Source organism: Autumnicola lenta (assembly GCF_031846515.1).
Classification (GTDB): domain Bacteria; phylum Bacteroidota; class Bacteroidia; order Flavobacteriales; family Flavobacteriaceae; genus Autumnicola; species Autumnicola lenta.
Genome location: NZ_JAVRHO010000081.1, coordinates 1 through 538 on the forward strand (window position 1 = coordinate 1; position 538 = coordinate 538).

General features: G+C 36.6%; 1 protein-coding gene and 1 pseudogene. Both read left to right on the forward strand.

Annotation, left to right across the window (positions count from 1 at the left end):
- Positions 1 to 315, forward strand: a pseudogene (locus tag RM545_RS17515) (serine hydrolase); the annotation flags it as partial.
- A gap of 147 nt (positions 316 to 462) precedes the next feature.
- A partial coding sequence (locus RM545_RS17685; RefSeq protein ID WP_432264601.1) for a DUF6616 family protein occupies positions 463 to 538 on the forward strand: 76 nt, incomplete at its 3' end.

Below are 538 nucleotides of genomic sequence, written 5' to 3' on the forward strand. Positions count from 1 at the left end.
GGAAGGTTATATAAGAACTATGGACGATGGAATGGGCAGCAAATTTTAGATTCTTCTTATGTTGCCCGGTCCATTAAACCGCGTTTTGAGGAAAGTCCGCAGTATGGCTATGGCTTTTGGCTGAGCGAGTATAAAGACAAAGATTTTTTCTATATGCGTGGGATCCTTGGCCAGTATGTTATTATAATTCCCGAAGATAACCTGATAATTTTACGTTTAGGTCGAAAATTGATAAAAAAAGAGGATGACCAGGAGCACTCTCCAGACCTCTTCAGATATATCGAGGAAGCTTACAAAATGCTGGAGACACAGTAAACTTAGCTCTCCCACCTGTCCGGATCAAAAGAGGAAGGGCCGAAATTATTTATATACAACCTTAACCTACAATACTTTAGCTTAATTTTAATGCTATTTATCATTTAGAATTCTTAGATTATAGAAGAACAACTAAAAATTTATGGTATGTACTTATATGTCGAATTATGGAATGTCACCCAAAAGTGGATGGACCTTTCTAAAGAAGAAAGACGTTCTTTTT